Source organism: Actinopolymorpha pittospori (assembly GCF_014873875.1).
Taxonomy (GTDB): Bacteria; Actinomycetota; Actinomycetes; order Propionibacteriales; family Actinopolymorphaceae; genus Actinopolymorpha; species Actinopolymorpha pittospori.
On the sequence record NZ_JADBEM010000001.1, the window covers coordinates 8,489,417 to 8,515,933 of the forward strand.

Below are 26,517 nucleotides of genomic sequence, written 5' to 3' on the forward strand. Positions count from 1 at the left end.
CTGGTCACTGCTGACGGCGGTTTTCACTCTGGCACAGGACCAGCCCGGACGCGACCGACGGTGTCGATGTCGACACCTTCCGGACGCCGTCGGTCGCGTCCGAGACGAGGCGACGCGATCAGACGAGGGTTTCGTAGACCTTGCCGAGCGCCGTGGACAGGATGCCGAGCCCTTCCTCGGCCTCGGCCTCGGTCAGCGTGAGCGGCGGGCCGATCCGGATGACGTTGCCGTGCAACCCACCCTTGCCGACCAGCAGGCCGCCGCGACGACACTCCTCGAGGACCATGGCCGCTGCCCGGGGGCTCGGCTCGGTGGTACCGGGCGTGACGAGTTCGATCCCGATCATCAGGCCCTTGCCGCGTACGTCGCCGATCACCGTGGCGCCGTCGGCCAGCGCCCGCAGGCCGGAGAGCAGCGTGGCACCGAGCTTGGCCGCGTGGGCCTGCAGGTCGTGGGCGAGCATGTAGTCGAGCGTGGCGATCGCGCCCGCCATGGTGAGCGGGTTGCCGCCGAACGTCGAGAGCGAGTTGGCGCCCAGCCCGTCCATCAGCTCGGCGCGGGCGATCACCCCGCCGATCGCGAGTCCACCGGCCGCGCCCTTGGCGAAGGTGAGGACGTCGGGCACGACGTCGTGGGCCTGGTAGCCCCAGAAGTGTTCGCCGGTCCGGCCCCATCCGGTCTGCACCTCGTCGGTGACGAAGAGGATGCCGTACTCGTCGAGCACCTCCTTCATCGCGCCGTACAGGCCGTCCGGCGGGGTGGCGAACCCACCGACACCCTGGATGGGCTCCACGATCATGCAGGCCACGTCGCCCGCCGTGGTCGTCTGGATCACGTCGCGCAGGTCAGCGACGCAGGCGTCGATGTAGTCGGCGTCGGACAGGTCGCGGAACGGGCTGCGGTAGCGGTAGCCGCCGTGGACGTAGCTCACGTGTACGGGCGAGAGCGAGGTCGTGCCCCAGCTGCGGTTGCCGGTGATCGCGACGGTCGCGAAGGCCCGGCCGTGGTAGGAGTTGCGCAGCGCCAGGACCTGGTTGCTCCGGCGGGCGTGCGTGGTGAGCAGCAGTGCCGCCTCGTTGGCCTCGGTGCCGGAGTTGACGAAGAAGACCTTCGCGTCGGGGATGCCGGAGAGTTCGGCGATGCGCTCGGCGTACTCCACCTGCGCCCGGCCGAGGTAGGCCGTCGAGGTGTGGACGACGCCGGCGGCGAGCTGGCGTTCGATCGCGGCGTTGATCTCGGGTACGCCGTAACCGAGGGAGTTGCTCAGGATACCGGCGAAGAAGTCGAGGTAGACCCGTCCGTCGCCCCCGGTGAGCCGGCGGCCCTCGCCGCTCACGATCTCCAGGGGCTGGTCGTAGTAGAGCGCCTGCCAGTTGGGCATCACGGCGCGATGCCGCGCGTGCAGGTCGGTGTCGCGGTCGGTCATCTCAGTCCTCCGTCAACCATATCCACGTAGATGTCGAGGCCGGTGACCTCGGTGAACCCCAGCCGTGCGTAGAGGCGGGCGGCGGCGTCGGTCTCGGGGTTGAGGTGGGCCAGGGCCGCACCACCGTCGAATCCCCAGCTCACCAGTGAGGAGGTCAGGGCGGCGCCGATGCCGCGCCGCCGGGCCTCCGGAAGTACCCCTACCCCGAACACGCCGACACTCTCTCCGCCCACCCCGCGGGTGCGGATGCCCGTCGCCACCCCGACCGGCTCGCCGTCGAGCAGGGCCAGGACGTGCCGGAAGCCCTCGGCGCCGAGTTGGGGGGCCACCCAGCCGAGGTTGGGCTCGATCGGGTCGCCGAACGCCGTCGCGTCGATCCGGGCCAGGAGTTCGAGCTCGCCCGGCACCGCCGGCCGGATCGTCACGCTCGGCGGGCAGGGCATGGGGATGAAGGCGTCCGCACGCAGCCCCATGCACCGCTTGCGCAGCGCCAGCCGGCCGTGCGGCCAGTCGACGTCGGGTGGCACCCGCAGGCCCCAGGGGACCGCGCGCGCGGCGTACCACGCGCGTACGGCGTCGAGGTCGACCAGCTCGGGATCGGTCACGTCGCCGGCGTTCCACTGCGCGTAGGGCAGTCCCGACGCCATCAGGCGGACGCCGGGCAGCTCCTCGGCACCGCCGCCGTAGGGCGTACGGATCCGCCCCTCGGCCTGCCAGGCGTCGGCGTGCGCGGCCCAGACCGGCGCTGCGGCCGACCGCTCCACGAGCATCGTGCTCTCACTCTCCGAGCAGCGCGTCGACGAAGGCGGCGGGCTCGAAGGGGGCCAGGTCGTCGGCGCCCTCGCCGAGCCCGACCAGCTTGACGGGTACGCCCAGCTCGCGCTGGACCGCGATGATGATGCCGCCCTTGGCGGTGCTGTCGAGCTTGGTCAACACGATGCCCGTGACGTCGACCACCTCGGCGAAGACCCGGGCCTGGGTCAGGCCGTTCTGTCCGGTCGTGGCGTCGATCACCAGCAGCACCTCCGAGACCGGGGCCTGCTTCTCGATCACCCGCTTCACCTTGCCGAGCTCGTCCATCAGGCCGGTCTTGGTGTGGAGGCGCCCGGCGGTGTCGACGATCACGACGTCGGACTCCTGCTCGACGCCGGCCTTCACCGAGTCGAACGCGACGCTGGCCGGGTCGCCGCCCTCCGGGCCACGGATCGTGGGCACACCCACCCGGTCACCCCAGGTGGCGAGCTGCGCGGCCGCGGCCGCGCGGAAGGTGTCGGCGGCACCCAGGATGACGTCCTTGTCCTCGGCGACCAGGACCCGCGCGAGCTTGCCGACCGTCGTCGTCTTGCCGGTGCCGTTGACGCCGACGACGAGGACGACGGCGGGGTTGGTGGACGTACGGGTGACGTGGAGGGATCGGTCGAGGTCGGTGCCGACCAGCGTGAGCAGCTCCGAGCGCAGGATCTCCCGGGCGTGGTCCTGGCTCGCGGCCCCCTCGACCCGGACGCGGGTGCGGAGACGCTCCACCAGCTCCTCGGTCGGGCCGACCCCGACGTCGGCGGTGAGCAGGGCGTCCTCGATCTCCTCCCAGGTCTCCTCGTCGATCCGGTCCCTGGAGAGCAGACCGAGCAGACCCTTGCCGAGGGTCGACTGGGAGCGCGCCAACCGGGCACGCAGCCGGACCAGCCGGCCCTGCACGGGTTCGGGCCGCTCGATCGTCGGCACCGGGGGCTCGACGACCTCGAGCTCCTCGACGGGCGCCGTGTCGGCCCCTGTGCCGGTCGGGCGTTCGGCGGTGGCGACCGGTCCTTTGTCGCCCTCGTCACGTTCGCCGGTCGTACCGCCACGCGGCCCAGCCGAGGGCTCGCGCGGCTCCGGCGGCAGATCGACCCGCCGACCACGACGGCCGACCGCCAGCAGGCCCAGGACGACGAGGGCGACAACGACGATGACGATGGCTACGACGAGATACTCCACGGTCGCTCATACTCCCAGACGTCACCCACGCGCGCAGACGCCCGCCGCACCCCTGGCCGACCACAAGAGGTCTGTCACCGGCCCGCGGCCCGATCCGGCCCGTCGAGATCGAGCTACCCGACACCGGACGGCGCGGAAACTTTGTCCCATCGGCACCTGCGCCGGAGCCGGTCCGGGTTCGATGGAGGCACCGCCACGTCGGTGAGAGGACGGTCATGGCCACGCCGATCGAGCCCGTCTCCCCGGCCGCCGGGCAGTGGCGCCCGGTGCCCTCCCGGACCCCCGTGTGGGTGGCCCCGTGACCGCGGGCGTCGTGGGGGCCGCTGACGCGGCCGCCCTGGTGGACGCCGTCCGGCGCGGCGATCGGGACGCATTCATCCCGCTGTATCTGGACAATGTGGCCGCGGTCCGCCTCGCCGTCCGGGACCAGCTGCGGGATCCCGACCGGGTCGCAGACGCCGTGCAGGAGACCTTCACCCGTGCCCTCGCCGCGCTCGACCGGCTCCGGGAACCGGAGCGCTTCCGGCCCTGGCTGCTCTCGATCGCCCGGCACACGGCCGTCGACTTCCGGCGCGCCCAGACCCGCGTCGTGCTCGAGGAGCTGATCGAGACCGACATGACCACCCCGGACGCCGACGACCCGGCCGAACTCGCCTCGCTGCGTGACACCGCGGCCCTCGTGCGGGGACTGGTGATCGGGTTGTCCCGACGCGACGCCATCGCCCTGAGTCTGATCACCCTGGGCTTCGGGGTGGGCGACGTGGCGGCCACCCTGCGGATCACGTACGGCGCGGCGAAGGTCGTCCTGCACCGCGCACGCCGGCGGCTGCGGGCGGCGCTGGTCCTCCAGCTGCTGTCCGGCGGGTCGGAGGACCGGTGCCCGCAGCTGGTCAGCACGGTCGAGCGCGAGGGAGCCTCCGCCGGATACCGGCACGCGGAGAGCTGCCCGATGTGTGAGGACTCGGCCCGACGCGCCGTCTACGGCTGATTCCGGCCAACTGTCCCGATTCCGCCGCGCGGGCGCGAGCGCACCGGGAAAGTCGCACCAAGGAAGGCACGGTGGCCCTGTAACCGCCGGGACGGGGCCGCGACCTGCCTTCTGGATGGGCGGACGGTGTCAGACCAGGGGGGTGGGCCTGACGCCGGGCCGGAACGAGAGTTCGCGGCAGGCGCCCAACCTAGGGGGACGGCGGATCCGCAGGGTCCGGCACGGCCGTGACTCGCGGGTCCGCCTCCCCCGACCGTCGCCCGAAGGTGTCGTGGGCTCTCCTTCCACGCCCCTCACCTGACCCGGCTGACTCACCCGCCCCGCCCGCGCCGTCGCGCGGAAGTCGCACCTGCGCCCGTACGCCGGGACCAGCGTCACCGAGCGTGACCGTTCCCCCGTGGAGGCGCACCAGCTCCCGGACGATGGCGAGCCCCAGCCCGCTGCCTCCGTCGTCGCGGGCCCGGGCGCCGTCGAGGCGGGTGAACCGGTCGAAGACCCGCTCCCGGTCCGGTTCCGGGATTCCCGGCCCGTCGTCGGCGACGGTGAGCAGGACCGCGCCGTCGGGGGCCTCCACGCTGACGCGGACGCCGGTCGTGGCGTGGCGTACGGCGTTGTCGAGGAGGTTGCCGAGCAACTGCCGCAGCGCGTCCGGCGTACCCGTGACCCAACCCGGCTGGGCGGCGACCACACCGACCGGGACCCGCGCGTCGGAGTAGCGCCCGACCACCTCGGCGGCGAGGGCGGCCACGTCGACGCGCGCGGTGGGCGGCGGGAGGGCGCCCTCGTCGGCGCGGGCGAGCAGGAGAAGGTCGTTGGTGAGGCGGCCGAGCCGGTCGAGGTCGGTGAGCAGGTCGTTCGCGGTCTCCGTCCAGTCGGTGCCGGCGCCGAGCCGGTTGGCCACCTCGAGCTGGGTTCGCATGCTGGCGAGCGGGCTGCGCAGTTCGTGCGCGGCGTCGGCGACGAACGCACGCTGCCGGAGCCGGGCCGCCTCCAGCCGGCCGAGCATGTCGTTCAGCGTCACCGCGAGCCGATGCACCTCGTCGTCCCCGGCCGGTACGGGCAGCCGACGCGCCGAACTCGCCCCGGTGATCTCGGCGGCGCCGCGACGCAGCGCCTCGACCGGTCGGAGCGTCCAGCCCACGACCCGCCAGGCGACCGCGGCGAGCAGGCCGACCAGGATGGGGAACGCCACCAGCAGAGTCGTCTTGAACACCGCGACCGACTCGCTCATGCCGCGTGCCGAGACCGCCACCAGCACGCTCCCGCCGGTCGGCCGGTCGACGGGCTGGGCCACGACGCGCAGCGGACCCGTCGAACCCACCCGCTCGCCGCCGATCGTCTGGGGCCTGCCGGCTCGCGCGGAGGCAAGGACAGTGGGTTCCAGCAGCGGCACCAGCCGGTCGGCACCGGCTGACCCCGCCACGACCCGTCCACGGCCGTCGACGACCTGGACGAGTGAGGACGCGCCACCGATCGGGATGGGGTCGGACAGCCGCCCCGCCCGGACCAGCGCGGCGACGTCGCTCGCGGTCCCGCGTGCGCTCATGTCGAGATTGCGTTGCAGGCTGAAGGACAGCGTCTGCACCAGGACGAGGCCACCGAGGCCGAGGCCGACCGCGAGTCCGGCCGAACCGATCAGGATGAGGCGCGCGCGCAGGCTGGCGTGGTGCCACCGGTGGCGTACGGCGCTCAGGCCGCGCAGGGGTTCTGGTCGTACGCCGCCACCGCCGCGCCGCCGGCCCGCCCATCCTGGTCTCGTCATCCGAGACTCATCCGCATCCACGGGTCATCCGCGTCCTCACCCGACCTGGCTGCCCTCGTCGCCGACCAACCGGTAACCCGCGCCACGAACCGTCTCGAGCGCGCCTCGACCGATCTTGCGGCGGAGGTATCCCACGTAGACCTCCACGACGTTGGGGTCGGTGTCCTCGGCGGCGTCCCAGACGTGGTCGAGCAACTCGATCTTGGGGACGACTTCGCCGACTCGCCGGATGAGGTACTCGAGCAACGCGTACTCCCGTGCCGTCAGCACCACCTCGGCACCGGAGAGGGTGACCCGGCGACTGGCCGGGTCGAGTGTGAGCGCACCCGCGGCGAGCACCGTCGGGCGTTCCGGCGCCCCGCGTCGCAGCAGGGCACGCAGCCTGGCGAGCAGCACGACGTAGGAGAACGGCTTGGTGAGGTAGTCGTCGGCGCCGGTGTCGAGGCCCTCGGCCTGGTCGTAGTCGCCGTCCTTGGCCGACAGCATCAGGACCGGCACCCAGTTGCGGTCCTCCCGAAGTGCGCGTACGACCTCGAACCCGGACATCTCCGGCAGCATGACGTCGAGCACCACGGCGTCGTAGTCGCCGTGTCTGGCCCGCTCCAGCCCGTCCCGCCCGTCGGTCGCGAGGTCGACGGCGACCCCCTCGGCGGACAGGCCGCGCACCAGGGCCCGACCAAGCCGGGGTTCGTCCTCCACCAGGAGCAGTCGCACGGGCCCCAGCCTGACATGTCGCTGCCCACCGAGGAACTCTCCGGCACGGAGGTACGACAGGACACCGCGCGTTCTCAGCGTGCTCACAGGAGGGTTGTCGCAGGATGGACGCACCGCTTCGTGGCCCCCTCCTGGGCAGGGCACGCGGCGGCCGCCGCCGGTCCAGTCGATGCCGGCGGCGCGGTGTATCCGTCGAGGAGGTGGAGGGGTTTTGTTCGCGTCACGTCCCGCCCTGCGCTGGTTTGCTCCGGCGGCGGTTCTCGCCCTGGTCCTGCTGGTCGGCACGGCCGGCACGCTGTTTCGCGCCAACGCCGCCGGCGCACTGCCCGAACGCACCGCCGCCCAGCTCCTCGTCGACCTTCAGAAGGCCAACCCTGACGGGTTCTCCGGAACGATCTCGCAGCAGGCCGACCTCGGGCTCCCCCAGCTTCCCGGCATCGGCGGGGGTGACGACAGCTCCGACCTGTCCGCTCTGGTGAGCGGAAGTCACACCCTGAAGGTGTGGTATGACGGACCGGAGCGGTCCAGGATCGCGCTGCTCGGCACCCTCGGTGAGTCCGATCTCATCCGCGACGGCAAGGACGTCTGGGTGTGGTCCAGCACGTCGAAGACGGCGACCCACACCGTCCTGCCGGCCGGCAAGTCGGCGCCCGCGAAGTCGGTTCCCGACCTGCCGCGGACCCCGCAGGAGGCCGCCGACCAGGCCCTGAAGGCGCTCGATCCGAGCACGAAGGTCACGACGGACGGCACCGCCAGCGTGGCGGGCCGCGCCGCCTACCAGTTGATCCTCGCCCCCCGCGACGCCTCCTCCCTGGTGGGCCAGGTGCGGCTCGCGATCGACAGCGAGCAGCACATCCCGCTCCAGGTCCAAGTCTTCGCGAAGGGCGCCGGGACGCCCGCGATCCAGGTCGGCTTCACCCAGATCAGCTTCACCAAGCCCAGTGCCGAACACTTCCGCTTCGCACCGCCTCCCGGCACCAAGGTGACCGAGGGGAAGGCCGGCGACGAAGCGCACCCGCGCGGAGATCGAACCGCGCCCGGTAACGACAGCCACGCCCGCGGCGACCAGCAGAACGCACGCGAGCGGGGAGCGGACAAGGGCACCGGAGCGAAGGCCGCCGCCGAAGGGCCGTCGGTGGTCGGCAAGGGCTGGACCGCCGTGGTGACGGCGAAGATGCCCACCGAGGCACGCCATGCCGATTCCGAGTTCCGACCGATCCTCGACCGGCTGCCGCGGGTGAGCGGCACCTGGGGCAGCGGGCGACTCCTGTCCGGGGCGCTCTTCTCCGTCCTGGTGACCGACGACGGTCGGGTGCTGGCCGGTGCCGTCAGCCCGCAGCACCTCTACTCCGTCGCCGGGACAGGACAGTGACCGAATCGCCCTCCGCGGTGGTGACGGCCGAAGGTGCGGCGATCCGCACCTTCGACCTCACCAAGCGGTTCCGTTCCGGACAGGTCGCGGTCAGGGATCTGTCCCTCACCGTGCCGTCCGGATCCGTCTACGGCTTCCTCGGCCCCAACGGCTCGGGCAAGACAACGACGATCCGGATGCTGCTCGGCCTGGTGCGGCCGACGGCCGGCCGGCACGAGCTTCTGGGTCGGCCGATGCCGGGCGGAGCCGCCGGCGCCCTGCCCCGGATCGGTGCGTTGGTGGAGGGCCCGGCCTTCCACCCGTACCTGTCCGGACGCGCCAACCTGCGCCGACTGGACGCCGCGGACCGTACGGCGGACCCGGCCACAGCCGGCACCCGCGTCGACGAGGCCCTGGACCGGGTCGGCCTGCTGGCCGCGGCACGCAAGCGCTATCGCGCCTACTCCCTCGGCATGCGGCAGCGCCTCGCGCTCGCCGGCGTCCTCCTGCAACCACGTGACCTGCTCGTCCTGGACGAACCCACCAACGGGCTCGACCCGCAGGGAACCCGCGAGGTCCGGTCACTGCTCCTCGACCTCGCCCGGGACGGTACGACGATCATGCTCTCCACCCACCTGCTCTCGGAGGTCGAGCAGATCTGCACCCATGTGGGCGTCATGCACGTGGGCGCGTTGGTGGCCCAGGAGCGCCTCGCCGACCTGCGCGGCGGCACCCAGGCACGAGTGCGCGTCGAGACCAGCCGGCCGGACCTCGCCAAGGACACCTTGCGCAGGTTCGGCTTGACAGAACTACGGGTGGAGGGTCCAGCCGTGACCGCCCTGATCGGCGACCTCGCGCCGGAGAAGCTGGTGCCGGCGCTGGTCGAGGACGGCGTACCCGTGCGGGCGTTCGGGGTCATGACGCCGGGCCTTGAGGACGTGTTCGTCTCCTTGACCGGGGAGGGCTTCGATGTCAGTGGCTGAGGCACGTCCAGGGGACGCCGGGCCCGTGAGCGGGACACGCCCGCGCCCGACCTCCACGCCGAGACGACCGGTCAGCCCGCGGTTCTTCGGCTCCGAACTCCTGCTGCTCTTCGGTCGCCGTCGCAACTGGGCCGGCCTCGCCGTCCTGGCCGCCGTACCCCTCATCATCGCCGTGGCCTCGAAGGTCACCGACAGCGGAAGCGGCGGCGGTCCGAACTTCTTCAGCGGTATCACCTCCAACGGGCTCTTCGTCGCCCTGGCCGCCCTCACCGTCGAGCTTCCGTTGTTCCTTCCGCTGGCCGTGTCGGCCATCTCGGGTGACGCGATCGCCGGGGAGGCCAACCAGGGAACGCTGCGCGCGCTGCTCACGGTGCCGGTACGTCGTTCCCGCCTGCTGGCGGTGAAGTACGCCGGCATCGTGGTGTTCGCGCTCGCCTCGACCCTGCTGGTGGCGGTGGTCGGAGCGGTGGCCGGACTCGCGTTGTTCGGCGGTGGTCCGCTTCTCCTGCTCTCGGGGGTCGAGGTCGGGTTCGGCGCCGGGCTCTGGCGACTGCTGCTGGTCTGCTGCTACATCGCGTTCTGCCTGGCCACGCTCGGCGCGGTCGGGTTGTTCGTGTCGACGCTCACCGAGCAACCGATCGGCGCCACCATCGCCACCATGATCGTGGCCATCACGAGTCAGATCCTGAACAACATCCCGCAACTCGACTGGCTGCACCCGTACCTGCTCAGCCACTACTGGCTGGCGTTCGGCGACCTGCTGCGCTCCCCCATCAGCTTCGAGTCGATCACACCGGGCCTGTGGCTCGGCACGGGCTACATCCTGGTCTTCCTGGCGGCCGCCTGGGCGAGGTTCGCCGGCCGCGACGTCACCAGCTGAGGCGGGGCGTTCGTCCCCACCGCCGAACGTCGGGCCGGCGTCCCGTCGCCGGTCGGCCTGTCAGCGTAGGTCGATCATGTCCCGCAGCCGCGGACCCGTGTCGAGCAGGACGACCGGCGCGCCGGTGTCCTGCTCGACCTGGGCGATCAGTTCTCGCACCGGCGCGGTGATGGCGGCGGGGTCGCTCGCCCCTCGCATGGCCGGATCCACGTGGTCGCAGAAGGTCAGTGCGATCTGGGTCGGGCCGTTGAGCATCGCCGCGTACGCCAACAACTCCCGATCCAGGCGGCCCGCCTTGCGCCGAGGCCGTCCGGTCACCACGCCGTACTCCGCGATGCCGCGACGCAGCACCTCCGCCTCGCTCAGTTCGTAGGGCAACGGGCCCGCACCGACGCGCGTCGGCAGCGCCTTCACCACCATGAGGACGTCCTGGACCAGACGCCAGTTGAGGCCGACGTCGTCCATCGCCGCCGCGGCCGTGCAGTTGTCCGACGTGGTGTAGGGATACTCGTCACTGAACGCCAACGACAGCAGGGTCCCCTGCGAACCCTCGACGAGAACGAGGTCGTCGCGCGCCACGTCGTTCACCCGCCGCGCGACGTCGGTGACGTACGGCGCGAGGTCTGGTTCGTCACGGGCCTGGCGAGCCCGCCGCAGCACGAAGTCGGCGCGGGCGGCGCCGTTTCCGGTGCAGGTCGAGCCGACCGTCGCGGCGAGGTGTGCGTCGGCGCGCTCGGCCTCCACGTGCTCGGGCGCGATCAGTGCGCAGCGTCCGTCCACGAGGGCCCGGCCGGCGAGGCCGAAGCGGTCCACCTCGGCCGCGAACACCTCCGGGTCGACGAGGACGCCGGACCCCACCGCGACCGTGGTTTCCGGGTTGATCCAGCCGGTCGGCAGCTGACGTGCCCGGACGAGCGTTCCGTCGTCCAGCGTCACGCTGGCGCCGGCGTTCGTCCCGACGCCGGCGCGGACCGCCAACGGCGCCTTGTCGCGGACCGCGAGGTGGGCACAGACCTTGCCCTTGCCCGAATCGCCCCACAGGGCGTCGACGATGATGACCGCACCCATGACAACACTCCCTTGCGCTCCGGCCGATCGCGTGACCGGCCTTGTGTGATGGGGGTTTCGCGTCGTTCGACGCGCGTGCGGAAGACCTCTGTTGAGACTCCGTGCTGAAAGACTCAGCGCAGAGCTACTCGTGCTGGGCTACTCGAAGGGATTGAGTTCCTCGACCGTGGCGGCGTCGGCGCCGAACCCCACGACCGACATGAGCGCGCTGGCCTGCTCGGCCGGCAGCAGCTTCGACCGCAGTTCGACGAGATGCAGGCCGAACGCGTCCTCGAGTTCGGGACGCAACCGCTCGTAGATCGCGGCGAGGTAGGCCTCGTCCCGGATGAGCTTCTCGACCACCCGCAGGAGGGCCGGGTGTTCGGTGTAGACCGCGGCCGCCGGTTCGTCCAGCGACGCGATCAGCGCGGTCGTCGAGTCGACCGCGAGCGTGAGGAGGTGCCCGCCGACGGTCTTGGCGGGTGCCTCGTGGCGATAGACCTCGCCGAAGTCGACAGGTACGTCGCCGAAGACGTTGACGACGACCTGGCACCCGGACCGGGCGGCCGCGCGCAGCGGCGTACCCAGCCAGTCCAGGTCGTCGGCCCACAGGCAGATGGCGACGCGTTCGCGCGCGTCGGAGACCAGGGCACCGGCGCGTTCGAGCACGGACTCCCGCCCCCGCAGACTCCAGAACGCCGTGGGCTCGGCCGGTCGTGCCAGGGCGGCGAGGTCGACGATCAGCGAGTCGCAGCGCTGCGCGGTGTCCTGCTTGATCCGGCCCAGCACGTGCGCCGGCGGCTTCGCCAGGAAGCGTGCGGGCGTGTCGGTGACCTGCTCGGCGATGTCGCGCTCGACGAGGGTCGCGAGCACCTGGTAGACGTTCGCGCGTTGCAGGCCCGCCACCTTGGCGAGCTCGTAACCGGTCGCCGAGGGCTGGCGCAGCAGGGCGACGTAGACGCGGGCCTCCTGGGAGGAGAACCCCACTCGCACGAGTTCGTCGATCACATGCAGGAACCCTAGGGCAGGAGTAGTAGCGTTCGCAACTACTCCCGCCCTGTGTTGTCGAGTCCCGCGATGGTCCCGCCCGGAGCGAGGCCACCCCGACGTCAGCTCCGCGGAGCGAACACCACCCAGACCTGGCCCGGCGCGAAGGTCATCGGCTGACCCGCCGCGGTGGTGAACGACGTCCCACTGGTGGCGCTGGGCCGTGACCACCGGGCGTCGTAGGACCGGCCGTCGCGGAGCACCAGCGCCCGGCCCGATCCGACCGACTTCGTGTAGGGCGACTTGTTCCCCCACTTGTCGCCGAACCTGGACGGGCTGATGTCGACGTACTGCACGACGACCGTCGACGGGCGGGCCGGCGTGCCGTCGGCGGCGCCGAAGGGCTTGCCGTCCATGGCGACGGACCAGCGCCCCGCACTCGCCGACCAGGTGAAGCCCACCTTGAACGCGGAGTAGCGCACCGTCTCGCTCGTGTCGGCACGACCACCTGCGGGCGCGGCACCGAAGCGGAAGCCGATGTCGTGCGCCTTGCTGGCCTTCGGCGCCCGCGCGAGCAGGTCGGCCGGCCTGGCGTAGAGGTTGTGCGGAGCGGGCTTCGCGGTTCCGCGGAAGTACGGCGAGCCCGCGTGCGCCGGCGAGAGGTCCGTGACCGGCGCCTTCGCGATCAGCGGCAGCACCTTGCTGTTGGCGCCCGAGTAGGCGAACGCCGGCGTCCCGAACTGGCGCAACAACTCCAGATCGGATTCGCGGGCGCTGCGGATCGGCCCCACTGTGGACGGCAGCCGGGACGAGAACACCGCCATGCCCCGGGCGAGACCAGCTTCGACAGGCTCGATGTAGATGAGGTCGGCCTTGGAAAGACCCGTCTGCGGGCGGGCGGCCGCCACGTTGTCGATCTTCACGGCGAGCACCGGCTTGCGGGCCGTCCCTGGCAGGCCGCTCAGCGGCTGGATCGTGGCCGGGAGGCTCGCGGGCTGGGTCCGCGGGCCGGGCTTACTCGGACTCGCGGTCGGCGAGGGCGTGCTCGAGGTCGTGGCGGTCGGTGAGGCGCCCGGTGCGGCCTGGTCGTCGTGCGGGCCCAGATCACCGCATCCGGCGGCCGCGAGGAGGCTGATCGCGGCGACCGCGGCAAAAGCCGCGAAGGGTCTGTTTTTGTAATGAGCCGACATAGAACTGACTCTCGATTGGGGGTGGGACGCTTCGAAGTTGGACGGATCCGACAACGAAGCCAACAGAGTAAAGGGTGTCCATCGGAGTCGAACCTCGCCGCCTGCCCTTTCTCGTTCCCACCCACTCGACAACCCAGTCCGCCGCCCCTTAGCCGAGGCGCCGCACCCCTTGTTCCAGATCCAGCAGGAACCGCTTCCTCGGCAGGCCGCCGCCATATCCGGTGAGGCCGCCGCCGGCCCCCACCACCCGATGGCACGGGATGATGATCCCGATCGGGTTGCGACCGTTCGCCAGCCCGACCGCGCGGGAGGCGCGCGGCGCACCGAGCCCGTCGGCGAGTTGCCCGTAGCTTCGGGTCTCGCCGTACGGAATCGCGCGCAGTTGCGCCCACACGCGTTCCTGGAACGCCGTACCGGCCGGTGCGAGGGGCAGGTCGAACGTCTGGAGCCGACCGTCGAAGTAGGCCTCCAGTTGCGCGGCGACCTCACCGAACGGCTCGGTGTCGGGGTCGGGCTCCCCGAAGGTCTCCTGCGGCGGCCGGTGCCGCTGGTCCTGCATGTAGAGCCCGGCAAGGACGCCGTCGGTCGCGACGAGGGTGAGCGGACCGACCGGGCTGTCCACGACGGTGTGCGTGCGGTGTCCGGTCGTGGCGCGGGTGGCCGCCCGGGTGGTGCTCATGAGGGCGTTTCTCCTACCAGGGTTGGTGATGGTGACGAGACGGTGGCTGACTGGACCAGGGCCGCCCCGCGGGTCAGGCCACGGCGGCGCTCGGCAGCCGGTTGATCGGATGGTCGCCGGTGGCCCAGAGGTACTGCACGGCGTAGGAACGCCAGGGCTGCCAGGCGCTCGCGTGCTGGGTGAGGCCGGCGGGGGTGGTGGGCAGGCCGAGTTCGCGGGCCGCGATCCGAACCCCCAGGTCACCGGGCAGGAAGGCGTCCGGATCCCCGAGCGCGCGCATCGTGATCGTCTCGATGGTCCAGGGTCCGAACCCGGGCAGCGCGGCCAGCTGTGCCCGCGCCCGATGCCAGTCGCCCCCGACGGACAGGTCGATCTCCCCCGCGGCGAGGGCGGCGACCAGAGTCGTGAGCGTCGTACGCCGGCTGCCCGGGACCGCGAGCGAGGCTGGATCGAGCGACGCGAGCGCCTCGAGGTCGGGGAAGAGGTGCGTGAGCCCACCGCCCGGATCCTCGATCGGTTCGCCGTACGCCGTCACCAACCGGCCCGCGTGCGTCCGCGCCGCCGCGGTCGAGACCTGCTGGCCGAGGACGGCCCGCACGGCCATCTCCGCGCCGTCGACCGCACGCGGAACCCGCCGACCCGGGCTCTTGTCGACGTACGGCGCGAGGACCGGATCCGCGCGCAGCACCTCGTCGACCGCCACCGGATCGGCGTCGAGGTCGAGCATCCACCGACATCTCGTGATCGCGTGCGACAGGTCCCGCAGGTCGGTCAGCCGAAGCTGGCATCCGATGTGGTCGGGCTCTGGCCGCAGGGAGACGACGCCGTGGCCATGCGGGAGCCGCAGCGTCCGGCGGAACGCTCCGTCCCGCCACTCCTCCACGCCGGGGACGCCGGTCGCCGCGAGGTGGCCGAACAGGTTGTCCGGGCACAGCGGCGTGCGGAACGGAAGGCGCAGCGAGAGCTGGCCGGGCGTCGCGCCCGAGCGTCCGTTCGCGGATCGCCGTCGGAGTTCGGTCGGGGTGAGCCCGAACACCTCGCGGACGGTGTCGTTGAACGTCCGGACGCTCGCGAACCCGGCCGCGAACGCGACGTCGCTCATGGGCAGCGTGCTCGTCTCGATCAGCAGCCGTGCCGTCTGTGCGCGCTGCGCGCGGGCGAGCGCGAGGGGTCCGGTGCCGAGTTCGGCGAGGAGCTGCCGTTCGACCTGCCGGGTGCTGTAGCCGAGTCGGGTCGCGAGACCCGGAACGCCGTCCCGGTCGACCACGCCGTCGGCGATCAGCCGCATCGCCCGCGCGACGAGGTCGGCGCGGGTGTTCCACGCCGGGGAGCCCGGGCTCGCGTCGGGACGGCAGCGCTTGCAGGCCCGGAAGCCGTTGTGCTGCGCGGCCGCCGCCGTCGGGTAGAAGCGCATGTTGGCGACCTTCGGCGGCACCACCGGGCAGCTCGGCCGGCAGTAGATGCCGGTGGTGAGCACCGCGGTGAAGAACCAGCCGTCGAAGCGGGCGTCCTTGGACTGCACGGCCCGCACGCAGCGGTCGAAGTCAGTGTGCACTCCGCCAACATAGTCGGCGGTCAGCGCGTTGATTGGCGGGAATCCGACGTCATGGTCGGGCGCGACCACCAGGTCGTTTTCCTGCCAGCCCAGCCCCGGCAACCGTTGGTTGACTGCACGTCATGACACAGATCGAGACCGCTCAGTACTTCCGATCCCTGCACCGCCGCGCCGGCCTCCCGCTCCTGCTGCCGAACGCGTGGGACGTCGCGAGCGCGCGGCTCGTCGCGCAGGCCGGCGCGGCCGCCGTGGCGACCACCAGCGCCGGCGTCTCCTGGAGCCACGGCGTGGCGGACGGTGAGCACCTGGGCCGGGATCGCGCGCTCGACCTGATCACTCGCGTGGTCGCCGCGGTCGACGTACCGGTCACCGCCGATGTCGAGGGCGGGTACGCGGAGGAGCCGTCGGGTGTGGCCGAGACGATCCGAGGTGTCATCGCGGCGGGCGCGGCCGGGGTCAACCTCGAGGACGCTCACCACGGTTCGGGCCTGCCGCTGCGGCCGGTGGAGGCGCAGGTCGAGCGGATCGCGGCGGCCCGGGCGGTGGCCGACGCCGAGGGCGTGCCGCTGTTCGTCAACGCCCGCGTCGACACCTATGTGGGGGCCGTCGGCGACCCGGCCCTGCGGCTGGAGGAGACGCTGTCGCGTGCGGGCGCCTACGTGGCCGCCGGAGCGGACGGCATCTTCGTCCCGGGCGTCACCGATCCAGAACTCGTGTCCGCCCTCGTCGCCGGGATCGACGCACCGGTGAACGTCCTGGCCGGTCCGGGCGCACCCACCACTGCAGAACTCGCCCGCCTCGGCGTCGCCCGGATCAGCCTCGGCTCCTCGATCGCGGAGGCCGCTTACGCCGTCGTACGACGGAGTACGAAGGAACTCCTCGCGACCGGCAGCTACACCGCTCTGACCGACGCGCTGGACTACGCCGACGTCAACACGCTGTTGCGCTCGCGTCCCTGACCCGGTGCGGGAAACGCGGCGAGGGGCCTCCCGCACGAATGCTCGTACGGGAGACCCCTCGCCCGCGGACCTTCAGGACACGAGGGCCCGCTGCCGTGCTACCGCGTTCAGCTGAACCGCGGGATGACCTCTTCGGCGAACCGGTGCAACGGCTCGTGGTCGTAGGCCACACCCGGGATGTAGGTGATGAGGTAGTCGGAGCCGGCCTCGACCAGCGACTGCACCTTGTCGGCGATCTCGTCCGACGTACCGATCAGCGCGGACTTCGCGAACTGCTCGTAGCTCGTACGTCCACGCGCCTTGACGGTGGCCTTCTCCGGGTCCTCGCCCTTCGCGATCGGGAAGACGTTGATGCTGGTCGACTTGATGATCGAGTTGTAGTCGCGGCCCAGCTTCTCGCAGTGCTCCCGAAGGATGTTGGCCTTGTGTCGGAAGGCCTCGGGGTCGCCCCCACCGATGTTCGCGGCGTCACCGAACTGCGCGACGAGCTTCAGCGTGACCTTCTCGCCACCGCCACCGATCCAGAACGACGGGTGCGGCTTGCGGACACCCTTCGGCTCGTTGATCGGCTTGTCGATCGAGTAGTACTTGCCGTTGAAGACGGGCTCGTCCTCGGTCCACATCTTGTAGATGATCTCGGTGGCCTCGCGGAACGCACCCATCCGGTCCCGCAGCTCCGGCCACTCGTAGCCGTAGGCCTTCCACTCGTGCTCGTACCAGCCGGCGCCGAATCCGGCGTAGAGCCGGCCGTTGCTCGCGACGTCGACCGTGGAGGCGATCTTCGCGTACAGCGACGGGTGGCGGTAGCCGTTGCAGCCGACCATCTGCCCGACGTTGATCCGCTGGGTGTCGCGGACGAGCGTCGCCGTGATCGTCCAGGCTTCGAACGTCGTGTTCTGGGTGGGCTCAGGCACCGTGTGGAAGTGGTCGAAGACCCAGATCGAGTCCCACGGTCCCGCGTCCGCCGCCTTGGCAACCGCGGTCATCGCTTCGTACTGCTCGACCGGGTCGGCGATCTCGGTGAGATCCATCCGCCAACCCTGTGGTACGAACACACCAAAACGCGCAGCCATGCGCACCATCGTCCCTTCTTCGTACCCGCTTACCGGATACCTCAATTTGGGACCTTACCGACAGCCGGCAAACGTCCTGGGTCCGGACCGTGACCAGCCAGCGTGCGCGTGGCCGGAATCGGACGGGGCGCGGCCGGCATCGGACACGAACAGAAGAGGGACGGTCACCCACAGCCCGTCAGCCCTCACGACCAGCGTCATGACCACCGCCATGACCGTGGGCATCATCACGGGCACGCTCACGGGGAGGGGCGGGGAGGACGAGGACCTCGTCCACCAGGTCACGTGGCACCTCGCGATGGGTGATCAGAACGACGGTCCGTCCCGCGGTGGCGGCCAGCAGGTCACGGGTCAGCTCCGTCGCCGCCGGCTCCTCGAGGTGCTCTGTGGGTTCGTCCAGGATCACCACTGGAGCGTCCGCGAGCAGGCAGCGGGCCAGTGCGAGACGTTGGCGTTCTCCGCCGGAGAGGCGTTCACCGTGCTCGCCCACCCTGGTCCCGAGCCCGTCCGGGAAGCTCTCCACCCAGTCCAGCAGCCGCGCCCCTCGTAACGCGTCCCGTACGTCCTCATCGCCGGCGCCGGGACGGGCGAGCCGGACGTTCTCGGCGATGGTGGTGTCGAAGATGTGCGCGTCCTGCGCGCACAGGCTCACGACCGACCGGACGTCGTCCGCGCGCAGGCGCCGCACGTCCACCCCGTTCACCATGATCCGCCCGGCGGCCGGCTCCACGAAACGGACGAGTGCCTGCGCGAGCGTGCTCTTCCCACAGCCGCTCGGCCCGACCACGGCCACCCGCCGGCCCGGCCGCAAGTCCAGGTTGACGTTCCTCAGCACCCACGGTCCGGAGTCCGACCAGCGTACGGACAGCCTCTCCACCCGGACGTGGTACGGCGGTGCCGGAAGCGGATCCGGGACCGCGGGCTCCCGCACCGGTTCCACCGCCGAGCGGATCTGCGCGAGCCGAGCCAGTGCGGGCCGGACCCGGCCCGCGGTAGCGGCGGCACCCGGCAGGCCCGCGAACACGTCCGCGAGTGCCAGTGGAACGAGCGCGAGGACGGCGAGCAGCACCGGGTCGAGCCGACCCGACCCGACCGCCGGCACGCCGAACGCGAGCCCGGCCCAACTGGCGGCACCGACGAGTAGGACCAGCGTGCCGGCTCCGAGCCCGGTGCTCCACGCGGCTCTGCGCTCGGCTCGCCGTAGTCGCGCGTCGCTTTCCCCGACCCGGGCCAGGGCGGCGTCGGCCGCGCCATAGGCGAGCAGGTCGGGCGCCGCGTCGAGGAGTTCGGTCGTGGTGGCGGCGAGCACGCCGCGTTCGGGGGCGACCGAGGCTTCGGCCCGGCGTCCGGCGCGCGCGACCAGCCAGGGAACGCCGAGGAGGCAGAGTCCCACCGCGGCCGCGGTCGCCGCACCCGCGACGGGCAGGATCACCGCGAGCAGGGCGGCGGTGGCGGCCCCGGTCACTCCCGCCGCGGTCACCGGGAGGGCGATCCGGAGTACGACGTCGAGCACCGCGTCGACGTCGCCGACCAGCCGCGTCAGCAGGTCCCCGGAACGGAACGCCGCGAGGCCCGAGGGCGCGATCCGTTCGATCCGCTCGTACGCGCGGGCTCGCACGTCGCCGAGCAACCGGTACGCCGCGTCGTGGGCGAGCAGCCGCTCCGCGTAGCGGAGCACGCCGCGGCCGAGTCCGAACGCCCGGACGGCCACGATCGCCACCATCAACACGAGCACCGGCGGATGCTGGGCGGCCCGCGAGATCAGCCAGGCCGACGTCGCCAGCAGGGCGACCCCGCTCGCGGCCGCAGCGACGCCGGCGCCTGCCGCGAGGGTCAGGCGCGGCCACCGCTTCACCAGGCGCCACCAGCCGCCCATCGGGCGCCCGCGAGTCGCGTGGATGCTCCCGGCGCTCATGCGGGTACCCCCGCGAACGCCAGGGGCACCCGACCGGGTCGGGAGGTCGGGCACTTCCGCAGAGAGACCTCCACGACCCGGTCAGCCAGAGGGAGAAGGGCCGGCCGGTGGGTGACGAGGACGGTAGCGCAGCCCGCGGCCCGTAGCCGCCGGAGATGGCTGCCCACCCGGTCCTCGGTGACCGGATCCAGGCCCGCGGTCGGCTCGTCCAGGAGGAGCAGGCAGCCCTGGCCGGCCTGGGTCCGCGCGGCGACGCGGGCGAAGGCGCGGGCCAGAGCGACCCGTCGCACCTGACCGGCGGACAGTCCCGAGCCCCGCTCCCCCACCACCAGGGCGGGGTCGAGGTCGTCCGCACCGGCCGCCGCCAGGGCTTCGCGCACCTGAACCTCCGTCGCGTTCGGTGCGCCGAGGCGGACGTTGTGGGCGACCGTCCCGGCCAGCAGGTACGGACGTTGGGGCACCCACGCGAGCCCCGTTCGCCACCGCTCGATGTCGATGTCGGACAGCTCGACCCGCGTACCGAGGGAGCCGGCGCGCTCGACCTCGCCGCTCCCGAGGAGTACCCGGCCCGAGGCTGGTACGACGAAGCCGAGCAGGACCGCGAGCAAGGTCGACTTGCCGGCTCCGCTCGGGCCGGCCAGGGCGACGGTCTCGCCGGGCCGAACCTCGAACGACACACCGGACAGCACCGGCCCCTCCCGGCCCGCACGCACCACCTCCAGGTCCTCGACCGTCAAGGTCGTCCTGCCTGGCTCCGGACCGACCCGTCGCCCGGACGGGTGCACCGGGGTGTCCAGGACCCGGAACGCCTCCTCCGCCGCGGCGAGGCCGTCCGCGCTGGCGTGGTAGTGCGTGCCGACCAGCCGGAGCGGTAGGTACGCCTCCGGCGCGAGGACGAGCACCAGCACGGCGGTCCGCAGGTCGAGGTTGCCCTCGACCAGGCGGAGGCCGACACCGACCGCCACCAGCGCCACCGAGAGGGTGGCCAGGAGCTCCAGCACGAGGGCGGAGAGGAACGCGATCCGCAACGTCGCGAGGGATTCCCGCCGGTGCTGGTCGGACACCTCACGCAGCGCCCGGGCCTGCGCTTTCGCCCGACCGAAGACCTTGAGCGTGGGCAGTCCGGCGACGACGTCGGCGAAATGGTGTGCCAGGACGGCCAGTGCCCGCCACCGGCGCCGCGTCCTGGCCCGGGTGGCGAGCCCGACCAGCACCATGAAGACCGGGATCAACGGCAGCGTGAGCGCCACGGTGAGGGCCGAGAGCAGGTCGGCACCGACCATCCAGGTGACGACGGCCGCCGGGACGACCACCGCGAGGATGAGTTGCGGCAGGTAACGGGCGAAGTATCCGTCCAGCGCGTCGAGTCCCGACGTCACCAACGTGGTGAGGGTGGTACGACGTTCACCGACCAGCCAGGACGGCCCCAGCTCGAACACTCGCGCCAGCAGCCGCGCTCGCAAGGTCGACTTGACGGCGGCCGAGGAGCGGTGCGCGGCCACCTCCTGCGCCCAGGCGAGTGCCGCCCGCGCGACGACGACGATCCCGAGCGCGACCAACAGGTGCCAGACCCCGGCCAGCCCTGTCGCCCCGCCGGAGAACGAGCGACTGATCACGTCGGCCAGCAGCGTCGCCTGCGCGATCACCAGGCCCGCGGTCAGGGCGGAGATGCCGGTCGACAGCCCGACGTAGACCGCGCTCGCCCTGGCGTACCGCAACAGGCGCGGATCAAGCGGTGCGACCCCGCGCCGCGACGACCGGTTCCGCCGGCCGGTCCGGCCGCTCATCCGACCACCCGCTTGCGGAACACCCAGTAGCTCCAGCCCTGGTAGGCGAGCACCGCGGGAACGAACAGCGCGCCTGCCCAGGTGAGGATGCGCATCCCGTACGCCGGTGAGGCGGCGTTCATGATCGTCAGGTCGTGGCCGAGGGTCGAGGGCATGAGCGCCGGGAAGGCGGAGGCGAACACCGCGACCACGGTCAACCCCACCGCGACGGTCGTCGCGAGGAAGGCCCAGCCGTCCCGCCGGACGAGCACCCCCGCGAGGAGCCCGGCCCCCGCGATCAGGACGAGCCACTCGGCCGGTCCTTCACGCACACCGGTCCAGGCGAGGAAGCCGCCACCAAGAACGATCGCCGGCATCGCCGTCGCGACCACGGCCCGCCCGGCCCGGTCCCGTAGCGCGCCGGTGGTCCGCAGCCGCAGGAAAACCGCGCCGTGCAGGAGACACATCGCGAGAAGTGCCAGCCCACCGAGGACCGCGTAGGGCCGTAGCAGTTCGCCCAGGCCCCCGACGAGGACGCCCCGCGCGTCCAACGGCAGCCCGTGCGCGGCGCCCGCCAGTGCGATCCCCCACGCCAGTGGTGGCAGGGCGGAACCCACCGCGATCCCGAGGTCGCAGCGACGCCGCCAGGTCCGGTCGTCGTGCTTGCCCCGGAACTCAAGTGCCACGCCGCGCAGGATCAACGCGACGAGAATCACCACGAGCGGGAGGTAGTACGCGCTGGTCAGACTGGCGTACCACCCAGGGAAGGCCGCGAACGTCGCGCCCCCGGCCACGACGAGCCACACCTCGTTGCCGTCCCAGAACGGCCCGATGGTCGACAGCAGGGTTCCTCGCTCGGACTCGGTCCGCCCGAGCACCCGGGCGAGCACGCCGACACCGAAGTCGAAGCCCTCCAGGACGAAGTAGCTCGACCAGAAGAACACGATCAGCCCGAACCACAAGGTGGCGAGATCCATCGGTCGCACTCCTGCTCAGTAGGCGAACGTCATCGGTCGGTCGGCTTCGTCGGGATCGGCCTCGTCGCCGGCGCGCCTCGCGTCCCCTCCGCCGGAGTCGTCACCTCCGGCCGGAGGGTCGCCCTCGGCCGCTCCGGGCAGGTGTCGCGCCAGCCGGCGCAGGAGGCCGAACTCGACCACCGCGAGGACGGCGTACACCACGGTGAAGGCCAGCAGCGAGAACCAGACCTGCCAGGCGGTGGTGCCCGGTGACACGCCGTCGGCGGTCTTGAACAGGCCGAACGCAAGCCAGGGTTGACGGCCGCCCTCGGTGAACAGCCAGCCGAAGCTGTTCGCCAGCAGGGGAAGGAAGGGGACGGTGAGCGCGACCCTTGGCACCCACCGGTTCGCGAGCAACCCTGGTCGGCGCAGGAGGAGCAGGCCGACCAGCGCCAGGAAGGCGGCGAGCATGCCGAACCCGATCATCAGCCGGAAGCTCCAGTACGTCACCGGCACGTTCGGTACGTAGTCACCAGGCCCGTAGGTCGCGGCGTACTGCTGCTGCAGCGGGTTGATCCCCTCCACCTTGCCGGAGAAGCTCCCGGTCGCGAGGAACGACAGGACCTCCGGCACCCGGAAGCTCCACAGTTCCCGGTCACCGGCGACGTTCCCGAGCGTCAGGAGGGAGAACCCGGCCGGCTGCTCGGTGTGGAAGAGTCCCTCGGCCGCGGCCACCTTCACGGGCTGCAGCGACGTCATCAGCTTCATCATCGAGTCGCCCGTGATCGCCACACCGAGCGCGGCCACCAGGACCACCGAGCAACCCACCCTGGCGGCCGAACGGAACGCGGCCAGGACGTGTGCGGGTGCGCCCGGGCGCGCCAGGTGCCAGAACGCGACCCCCGCGACCAGTGCCCCGCCGGTGAGGAAGCAGGCCGCGGCGGTGTGCAGGCCGGCCTCGACCGCGGTCGGATTGGTCAGCAGCGCGACGAAGTCGGTCAACTCGATCCGCCCCGTGGCCGGGTCGAGCCGATACCCGACCGGGTGCTGCATCCACGCGTTGACCATGAGGATGACGTACGCCGAGATCTGCGTTCCGATGGCGACCAACCAGATGCAGGCGAGGTGCACGCCCTTCGGAAGCCGGTCCCAGCCGAAGACCCACAGGCCGAGGAACGTCGCCTCCAGGAAGAACGCGAGCAGACCCTCGATCGCCAGTGGGACGCCGAAGACGTCTCCGACGAAGCGTGAGTAGGCGCTCCAGTTCATACCGAACTGGAACTCCTGGATGAGTCCGGTCACGATGCCCATGGCGAAGTTGACGATGAACAACTTCCCGAAGAACTTCGTCAGGGCGAGATAGCGCTCCGCCTTGGTGATCAACCACGTCGTCTGCAGCCCGGCGATGATCGCCGAGAGGCCGATCGAGAGCGGCACGAACAGAAAGTGGTAGACGGTGGTGATCCCGAACTGCCACCGCGCCAGGTCGACTACGCCCATGCCGAGATACTACCGAATGTAGTACGACGCGTTGTCGTAACTTACGTCACAGCGCGGAACCGAGCCGGCAAAGGCCCAGCGAGCGAGGGGTGGGTGAGGGAAGGCTGGGTGATTAAAGGCTGGGTGAGCGAGGGCGGCGGTTGGTCGGCGTCAGGAACCAGGGGTGCGCCGCCGGGGCCGGAAGGCCCACTTCATGCCGGGCTCGATCGCCCAGTGGGTGACCGCTCGCACCGGAGGGGTCGACAGAAGCAGCGCGAGCACGACACCGGCGAGCGCCACCGCCGCCACGCCGAGGTTGCTGTGCAGGGCCGGGTGGTCGTACCAGCCGAGATAGGTGCTGAGCTTCACCGGGATGCCGTGCAGGAGGTAGACGTACATCGTCACGGCCCCAAGTGAGGTGAACCACATCCGGCGCGAGGGCACCAGCGCGAAGAACGCCGCCGACAGGATCGTCGCGCAGACCAGCATGCCCATCCGCATGGCCGTACCGGTGAGGTTGTCGACCCCGAGGTAGTCGTTGCTACGACGCCAGAAGATCCACTCCATGCTCATCCGGCTCTGTGCCCAGGAGGCCACGACCAGGCCGCCGACCAGCACCACGACGGCGAGCACGCGCACCCCGCGGCGTCGGAGGTAGACGAAGTACTCGGGCTTGCACAGCATGCCGAGCACGAAGAACGGAAGCAGGCTGAGCACCCGACCGGTCTCGAGAACTCCCGGAAGATCCTGCAGGCCGGCAACGAGCGAGATCGCGACCGCGACCGCGAGCGGCCAACGGATCCGCAGCCAGACCGGCGCCGAAAGCCGCCAGGCGCACAACGCCAGCAGGAACCACACCAGGAAGTACGGGTCGAGCAAGGTGAGGTTGACGTCGCTGCCGCCGACGAATCTCGCCAGCAGCTCATAGACCAACTGGAAGACGATGAACGGCACCACCAGCTGGGTGATCAGCTTGCGCACCTTGTCCGGCGAGGACGGGAAACGCCGGGAGAAGTAACCGGCCACGATGATGAAGACCGGCATGTGGAACATGTACAGGAACAGGTAGAAGGTGCGCGCCGCGGGTACGTCGCGGAGTGCCTCGATCGCGTGTCCGGCGACGACCAGCACGATCGCCAGGTATTTCACGTTGTCGTAGAAGGGATCGCGAACCTTCGACGATCCGGAGACAGAGGCGGCCGCCGACGGGTCAGCTGGACGTGAGGCTGGCTCGACGGTACGTGAATCGGGCTGAACCGTGGATGTCGCCATCAACCTGACCATACCGACACTCTCCGTTTGTCTCAAAGCCACCGTGGGCGGCGACTCCAGATCACCTCCGTCGTCGAGACCGGTCCGGACGGCCCGCGACGGTCGACGCGAGGGAGTACGACACGTCGTCGTAGAATCGGCCCCATGGCACGGCTGGGCAATCTCGAACGCGAGGTCATGGAACGGGTCTGGTCATCGACGGAGCCGGTGACGGTGCGCGAGGTGCACGAAGCTCTCGCGCAGGAACGTGATCTGGCTTACACCACGGTGATGACGGTGCTCGACCGACTCGCGAAGAAGGGCGTCGTCCAACGCGTCCGCGACGGCCGTGCCTACCGCTACGAAGCGGCCGCGGGCAAGGACCAGCTCGTCGCCGACCTCATGCGCGAGGCGCTCGACGGGGCCGGCAACGACGCCAACCGCGCCGCGGCACTCGTTCGCTTCGTCGACCAGGCGACACCGGAGGAGACGGCCGCGCTCCGCGAGGCCCTCGCCGAACTCGACGTGGTCGTCGATCCCCCACGCCGCCGACGCACACCGCGGAGCTGACGATGACGCCGGTCGCCCTGGGCATGCTCGCGTTGCTGCTCACCTGGCCCGTACCGGAACTCCTCGGCCGTGCGCGCTGGCCCATGCGGGTGCCGCGCGCCGCCATCGTGTTGTGGCAGGCCCTCGCCCTCGCCGCGGTCCTCGCGGCGCTCGGAGCCGGGCTCAGCCTCGGCATGAACGTCCTGCTCCAGCCCGACCGTGGTGCCGTGGCGATCGTGCTGCACTCGTTGGTGACGCTCCTCACCTGCATGGTGTTCGTCCGGCTGGTCTGGGCGACGGTGAAGGTCGCGGTTCGCACCCGGGCCCGGCGGCGCCACCACCGCATGCTGGTCGACCTGCTGGCCACCCCGGGCCGGCGCGTCCACCACGGTGATCTCGTGGTGCCCGGCATCCGGGTCCTGTCGGAGAACACGCCCTTCGCCTACTGCCTGCCCAGCGTCCGCGAGTCGCGGGTCGTGGTCTCCTCCGGCACGCTGGACCAGCTCGAGCCGGAGGAGTTGCGTGCCGTTCTCAGCCACGAGCTCGCCCACCTGCGGGCCCGTCACGACCTCGTGCTGGAGGCGTTCACGGCCCTGCGCGAGGCCTTTCCCCGCTGGGTGCGCAGTCGTACGGCACTCGAACAGGGCCACCTCCTGATCGAGATGCTCGCCGACGACGCCGCCCGCCGTCGGGTGGGGGCACCGCCGGTCGCTCGGGCACTGGTCGCCCTCGCGTCCACGCCGTCGGCTCCCACCGGCGGACTGGCCGCGGGTGGGGTCGGCACCCTGGCACGGGTACGCCGGCTCGCGATGCCGAGCGAGTCCCACCGGGCGCTGGCCCTCGCGACGTATCTCGCCGCGGGCGGACTCGTCGTCGTTCCGACCGTCACGCTCGCCATACCGTGGCTGTCCGGGCTCGCCGAACTGCTGCGCTGAGCGCACCTGCCTCCACGGCGTTCTCCGACCGGTTCCGGGCCGCGATCTCCGTAGCTTCGCGCGGTTCTGGCCCGTTTCGACGTTCTCCTCCGAGGAAC

Annotated in this window: 23 protein-coding genes; 7 read left to right on the forward strand and 16 right to left on the reverse strand. The window is 71.4% G+C overall.

Features of this window, described 5'->3' with window-relative positions:
- Nucleotides 1-118 precede the first annotated feature (118 nt).
- Genes HEB94_RS39385 through ftsY form a run of 3 tightly spaced genes read right to left on the reverse strand, consistent with a single transcriptional unit; the run spans nucleotide 119 to nucleotide 3,400 of the window.
- Nucleotides 119-1,426, reverse strand: coding sequence for an aspartate aminotransferase family protein (locus HEB94_RS39385; protein WP_192754548.1), 1,308 nt, complete (start codon nucleotides 1,424-1,426; stop codon nucleotides 119-121).
- Nucleotides 1,423-2,196 carry a GNAT family N-acetyltransferase gene (locus tag HEB94_RS39390; RefSeq protein WP_192754549.1) on the reverse strand — a complete coding sequence of 258 codons (774 nt, stop codon included), beginning with the start codon at nucleotides 2,194-2,196 and terminating at the stop codon, nucleotides 1,423-1,425. The genes HEB94_RS39385 and HEB94_RS39390 overlap by 4 nt, the downstream gene beginning before the upstream one ends.
- Nucleotides 2,197-2,203: 7 nt before the next feature.
- The gene (ftsY, locus tag HEB94_RS39395) at nucleotides 2,204-3,400 is read right to left on the reverse strand and encodes a signal recognition particle-docking protein FtsY (RefSeq protein WP_192754550.1); all 1,197 of its coding nucleotides are present in this window, start codon (nucleotides 3,398-3,400) and stop codon (nucleotides 2,204-2,206) included.
- Nucleotides 3,401-3,698: 298 nt separating this feature from the next.
- On the opposite strand from ftsY, the gene HEB94_RS39400 reads away from it, so the two are divergent.
- A complete protein-coding gene (locus HEB94_RS39400) occupies nucleotides 3,699-4,388 on the forward strand; it encodes a sigma-70 family RNA polymerase sigma factor (protein ID WP_192754551.1) in 690 nt (229 codons plus the stop codon).
- 190 nt (nucleotides 4,389-4,578) lie between these two features.
- Here HEB94_RS39400 and HEB94_RS39405 read toward each other — a convergent pair whose 3' ends face one another.
- Both HEB94_RS39405 and HEB94_RS39410 read right to left on the reverse strand, forming a co-directional pair.
- Nucleotides 4,579-6,150, reverse strand: a complete 1,572-nt coding sequence (locus HEB94_RS39405) for a sensor histidine kinase (RefSeq protein ID WP_202896792.1) — start codon at nucleotides 6,148-6,150, stop codon at nucleotides 4,579-4,581.
- 36 nt (nucleotides 6,151-6,186) lie between these two features.
- Nucleotides 6,187-6,864, reverse strand: coding sequence for a response regulator (locus tag HEB94_RS39410; protein ID WP_192754552.1), 678 nt, complete (start codon nucleotides 6,862-6,864; stop codon nucleotides 6,187-6,189).
- A gap of 211 nt (nucleotides 6,865-7,075) precedes the next feature.
- Between HEB94_RS39410 and HEB94_RS39415 the strand changes: the two genes are divergently transcribed.
- From HEB94_RS39415 to HEB94_RS39425, 3 genes are read left to right on the forward strand one after another with little or no spacing between them, the layout of a single operon-like run.
- Nucleotides 7,076-8,236, forward strand: a complete 1,161-nt coding sequence (locus tag HEB94_RS39415; protein ID WP_238361748.1) for a LolA family protein — start codon at nucleotides 7,076-7,078, stop codon at nucleotides 8,234-8,236.
- Complete coding sequence (locus HEB94_RS39420) at nucleotides 8,233-9,198, forward strand: ABC transporter ATP-binding protein (protein ID WP_337918241.1); 966 nt, start codon at nucleotides 8,233-8,235, stop codon at nucleotides 9,196-9,198. The genes HEB94_RS39415 and HEB94_RS39420 overlap by 4 nt, the downstream gene beginning before the upstream one ends.
- A 25-nt stretch (nucleotides 9,199-9,223) precedes the next feature.
- Nucleotides 9,224-10,078, forward strand: a complete 855-nt coding sequence (locus HEB94_RS39425; protein WP_337918242.1) for an ABC transporter permease — start codon at nucleotides 9,224-9,226, stop codon at nucleotides 10,076-10,078.
- Nucleotides 10,079-10,138: 60 nt separating this feature from the next.
- On the opposite strand, the gene HEB94_RS39430 is transcribed toward HEB94_RS39425, so the two are convergent.
- The 5 genes from HEB94_RS39430 to HEB94_RS39450 all read right to left on the reverse strand — a co-directional run bounded on the left by HEB94_RS39430 (nucleotide 10,139) and on the right by HEB94_RS39450 (nucleotide 15,536).
- Nucleotides 10,139-11,146 carry an adenylosuccinate synthetase gene (locus HEB94_RS39430; RefSeq protein WP_192754555.1) on the reverse strand — a complete coding sequence of 336 codons (1,008 nt, stop codon included), beginning with the start codon at nucleotides 11,144-11,146 and terminating at the stop codon, nucleotides 10,139-10,141.
- Between the two features lie 138 nt (nucleotides 11,147-11,284).
- On the reverse strand, nucleotides 11,285-12,133 hold the full coding sequence (locus tag HEB94_RS39435; RefSeq protein WP_192754556.1) for a TrmB family transcriptional regulator: 849 nt from the start codon (nucleotides 12,131-12,133) through the stop codon (nucleotides 11,285-11,287).
- Between the two features lie 101 nt (nucleotides 12,134-12,234).
- A complete protein-coding gene (locus HEB94_RS39440) occupies nucleotides 12,235-13,302 on the reverse strand; it encodes a DUF3048 domain-containing protein (protein WP_192754557.1) in 1,068 nt (355 codons plus the stop codon).
- 148 nt (nucleotides 13,303-13,450) lie between these two features.
- Nucleotides 13,451-13,981 (reverse strand): methylated-DNA--[protein]-cysteine S-methyltransferase, encoded by a 531-nt coding sequence (locus HEB94_RS39445; RefSeq protein WP_192754558.1) that lies wholly within the window; start codon nucleotides 13,979-13,981, stop codon nucleotides 13,451-13,453.
- A gap of 73 nt (nucleotides 13,982-14,054) precedes the next feature.
- Nucleotides 14,055-15,536, reverse strand: a complete 1,482-nt coding sequence (locus HEB94_RS39450; RefSeq protein WP_192754559.1) for an AlkA N-terminal domain-containing protein — start codon at nucleotides 15,534-15,536, stop codon at nucleotides 14,055-14,057.
- A gap of 122 nt (nucleotides 15,537-15,658) precedes the next feature.
- Here HEB94_RS39450 and HEB94_RS39455 point away from each other — a divergent pair, with 122 nt between their 5' ends.
- Nucleotides 15,659-16,495, forward strand: coding sequence for an isocitrate lyase/PEP mutase family protein (locus HEB94_RS39455; RefSeq protein ID WP_192754560.1), 837 nt, complete (start codon nucleotides 15,659-15,661; stop codon nucleotides 16,493-16,495).
- 107 nt (nucleotides 16,496-16,602) lie between these two features.
- Here the strand turns inward: HEB94_RS39455 and HEB94_RS39460 are convergent, their stop codons facing one another.
- From HEB94_RS39460 to HEB94_RS39485, 6 genes are all read right to left on the reverse strand, one after another.
- Complete coding sequence (locus HEB94_RS39460; protein WP_192754561.1) at nucleotides 16,603-17,568, reverse strand: LLM class F420-dependent oxidoreductase; 966 nt, start codon at nucleotides 17,566-17,568, stop codon at nucleotides 16,603-16,605.
- Nucleotides 17,569-17,746: 178 nt separating this feature from the next.
- Nucleotides 17,747-19,483 (reverse strand): thiol reductant ABC exporter subunit CydC, encoded by a 1,737-nt coding sequence (gene cydC, locus HEB94_RS39465; RefSeq protein ID WP_192754562.1) that lies wholly within the window; start codon nucleotides 19,481-19,483, stop codon nucleotides 17,747-17,749.
- Nucleotides 19,480-21,270 carry a thiol reductant ABC exporter subunit CydD gene (gene cydD, locus HEB94_RS39470; RefSeq protein ID WP_192754563.1) on the reverse strand — a complete coding sequence of 597 codons (1,791 nt, stop codon included), beginning with the start codon at nucleotides 21,268-21,270 and terminating at the stop codon, nucleotides 19,480-19,482. The genes cydC and cydD overlap by 4 nt, the downstream gene beginning before the upstream one ends.
- Entirely contained in the window at nucleotides 21,267-22,226 is a 960-nt protein-coding gene (gene cydB / locus HEB94_RS39475; protein WP_192754564.1) for a cytochrome d ubiquinol oxidase subunit II, read from the reverse strand. Before cydB ends, cydD begins: the two co-directional genes overlap by 4 nt.
- A gap of 15 nt (nucleotides 22,227-22,241) precedes the next feature.
- Complete coding sequence (locus HEB94_RS39480; RefSeq protein ID WP_192754565.1) at nucleotides 22,242-23,705, reverse strand: cytochrome ubiquinol oxidase subunit I; 1,464 nt, start codon at nucleotides 23,703-23,705, stop codon at nucleotides 22,242-22,244.
- Nucleotides 23,706-23,855: 150 nt separating this feature from the next.
- On the reverse strand, nucleotides 23,856-24,956 hold the full coding sequence (locus HEB94_RS39485; RefSeq protein WP_192754566.1) for an acyltransferase family protein: 1,101 nt from the start codon (nucleotides 24,954-24,956) through the stop codon (nucleotides 23,856-23,858).
- Nucleotides 24,957-25,100: 144 nt separating this feature from the next.
- Between HEB94_RS39485 and HEB94_RS39490 the strand changes: the two genes are divergently transcribed.
- Together HEB94_RS39490 and HEB94_RS39495 are read left to right on the forward strand one after the other, a co-directional pair.
- Nucleotides 25,101-25,505, forward strand: coding sequence for a BlaI/MecI/CopY family transcriptional regulator (locus HEB94_RS39490; protein ID WP_202896793.1), 405 nt, complete (start codon nucleotides 25,101-25,103; stop codon nucleotides 25,503-25,505).
- Between the two features lie 2 nt (nucleotides 25,506-25,507).
- The gene (locus HEB94_RS39495) at nucleotides 25,508-26,419 is read left to right on the forward strand and encodes a M56 family metallopeptidase (protein ID WP_192754567.1); all 912 of its coding nucleotides are present in this window, start codon (nucleotides 25,508-25,510) and stop codon (nucleotides 26,417-26,419) included.
- Nucleotides 26,420-26,517 lie beyond the last annotated feature (98 nt).

Excerpts from the sequence above, each read along its gene's own strand:
- HEB94_RS39490 (WP_202896793.1), top strand. The coding sequence starts at position 25,101 with ATGGCACGGCTGGGCAATCTCGAACGCGAGGTCATGGAACGGGTCTGG.
- HEB94_RS39390 (WP_192754549.1), bottom strand. The coding sequence starts at position 2,196 with ATGCTCGTGGAGCGGTCGGCCGCAGCGCCGGTCTGGGCCGCGCACGCC.
- HEB94_RS39495 (WP_192754567.1), top strand. The coding sequence starts at position 25,508 with ATGACGCCGGTCGCCCTGGGCATGCTCGCGTTGCTGCTCACCTGGCCC.
- cydC (WP_192754562.1), bottom strand. The coding sequence starts at position 19,483 with ATGAGCGCCGGGAGCATCCACGCGACTCGCGGGCGCCCGATGGGCGGC.
- HEB94_RS39455 (WP_192754560.1), top strand. The coding sequence starts at position 15,659 with ATGACACAGATCGAGACCGCTCAGTACTTCCGATCCCTGCACCGCCGC.
- HEB94_RS39445 (WP_192754558.1), bottom strand. The coding sequence starts at position 13,981 with ATGAGCACCACCCGGGCGGCCACCCGCGCCACGACCGGACACCGCACG.
- HEB94_RS39460 (WP_192754561.1), bottom strand. The coding sequence starts at position 17,568 with ATGGCTGCGCGTTTTGGTGTGTTCGTACCACAGGGTTGGCGGATGGAT.
- HEB94_RS39440 (WP_192754557.1), bottom strand. The coding sequence starts at position 13,302 with ATGTCGGCTCATTACAAAAACAGACCCTTCGCGGCTTTTGCCGCGGTC.
- cydB (WP_192754564.1), bottom strand. The coding sequence starts at position 22,226 with ATGGATCTCGCCACCTTGTGGTTCGGGCTGATCGTGTTCTTCTGGTCG.
- HEB94_RS39485 (WP_192754566.1), bottom strand. The coding sequence starts at position 24,956 with ATGGCGACATCCACGGTTCAGCCCGATTCACGTACCGTCGAGCCAGCC.
- HEB94_RS39405 (WP_202896792.1), bottom strand. The coding sequence starts at position 6,150 with ATGACGAGACCAGGATGGGCGGGCCGGCGGCGCGGCGGTGGCGGCGTA.
- HEB94_RS39430 (WP_192754555.1), bottom strand. The coding sequence starts at position 11,146 with ATGGGTGCGGTCATCATCGTCGACGCCCTGTGGGGCGATTCGGGCAAG.
- HEB94_RS39385 (WP_192754548.1), bottom strand. The coding sequence starts at position 1,426 with ATGACCGACCGCGACACCGACCTGCACGCGCGGCATCGCGCCGTGATG.
- HEB94_RS39480 (WP_192754565.1), bottom strand. The coding sequence starts at position 23,705 with ATGGGCGTAGTCGACCTGGCGCGGTGGCAGTTCGGGATCACCACCGTC.
- cydD (WP_192754563.1), bottom strand. The coding sequence starts at position 21,270 with ATGAGCGGCCGGACCGGCCGGCGGAACCGGTCGTCGCGGCGCGGGGTC.